Source organism: Tistrella bauzanensis (assembly GCF_014636235.1).
Lineage (GTDB): Bacteria > Pseudomonadota > Alphaproteobacteria > Tistrellales > Tistrellaceae > Tistrella > Tistrella bauzanensis.
Genome location: NZ_BMDZ01000179.1, coordinates 1 through 1,290, shown reverse-complemented (window position 1 = coordinate 1,290; position 1,290 = coordinate 1). Strand labels below are relative to the sequence as shown.

The 1,290-nt window shown below is 56.9% G+C and carries 2 protein-coding genes; both read right to left on the bottom strand.

Annotation, left to right across the window (positions count from 1 at the left end):
* Positions 1-6: 6 nt before the first annotated feature.
* Positions 7-771: a DUF4236 domain-containing protein gene (locus IEW15_RS25440; protein ID WP_188583332.1), complete on the bottom strand. Its 765-nt coding sequence runs from the start codon at positions 769-771 to the stop codon at positions 7-9.
* A gap of 50 nt (positions 772-821) precedes the next feature.
* Entirely contained in the window at positions 822-1,130 is a 309-nt protein-coding gene (locus IEW15_RS25435; protein ID WP_188583330.1) for a hypothetical protein, read from the bottom strand.
* Positions 1,131-1,290 lie beyond the last annotated feature (160 nt).

Here is a 1,290-nt window from a genome sequence, read left to right as displayed (position 1 = left end):
GTCACCTCACCCGAGGGAATCAGCCCCGCAGCGCGGGGGCAAGCGGACATCGACAGGTTTGGAGCCCATTCTGCAACAGGCTCTGGTGGCGCCTGCATTCTTCTTCCAGGCGTGCAGATTGGTAATGTCTCCTTGCGCTTTGACATATTGCAGAAGACGGGACGTTCCCAAGGTATCGAGGGCTTCGACCAAATTTCGGTAACGTGTCTCTGCACCAGGGGCCAGGTCATATGCAAAAACGACATGTCGTCGAGATGCGTCGATTTGGCTGCCGCAGAACCAAGCAAGAGCGAATAGGAGGCCAGTGGCCGCTATTGCCACTGGCTGCGCTGCCAGGAGAGTGATGCCAAGGAGAAATCCTGCGGTGATCGTCAGAAGTGCCGCCATCGAAGCTCGGCCGCGTGCTTCATTCAGACTTGCCAGAGCTTCCGCATGGCTTTCAGATACCAGAAATTTGGTCTCCGCGGACATGACACGCCGCATAAGGATCCCATCCTCAGTGATATAGGTTGGCAGCTTATCCCGGATGGCCGCTTCCGATACGTCGGCGCAGTGCTTTTCGGCAGGTGGCGCGACAGCTTTTGGTCGCTCACCAACACCGCCCAAGGTTTTTCTATAATAGACGCCATTCATCCCGGCGTGGATGTAATGCCCCCGTGGTCCCGTCCCGATACGAAGTCCTTTGACACCTGCCGAGACACCGAGGCCCGACTTTGAAAGGTTGAGACGGAATGGGCCGATAGAAATTGATTTGCGAAGATAAAATGGCATATCGGGCTCCAGAGGTCTGAATTAATAACAAGGCAGCCTGTAAATCAGTTTTATTTTGGGGGATGTGGATCTTTCCGGACGGATCTGATCCAGGTGGTGGCTGGATTTCTATTGGTCGAGGGCGTTCCAGCAAGAAGCGCTAATCTTCCACCGAAGAGGATGTCGGCTTGTCTGTGCTGGATCTGGTCAGGTGCCATCAGGCCGATGCCGACGTGATGATGCTCACGAGTGTGCCGATTGAAGACGCGGCGGAAGAGATCTTCGCTCTGGGTGACGTTCTCGCAGCGCCTGAGAATTCCAGGCGATATCTCAGGATCTTGAACGGCTGCTGGCTCGATGCCGGCGGCCTCCAGTTTCAATCCACGCTCCCGCACGGGGAGCGACGGCGCAGGTCTTGCCAAATCCGCTCGGCCCGTAGTTTCAATTCACGCTCCCGCAGAGCCTGTTGCAGAATGGGCTCCAACCCTGTCGATGTCCGCTTGCCCCCGCGCTGCGGGGCTGATTCCCTCGGGTGAGGTG

Coding starts and splice junctions, on each gene's coding strand:
- IEW15_RS25440 (WP_188583332.1), bottom strand. CDS start 771: ATGCCATTTTATCTTCGCAAATCAATTTCTATCGGCCCATTCCGTCTC.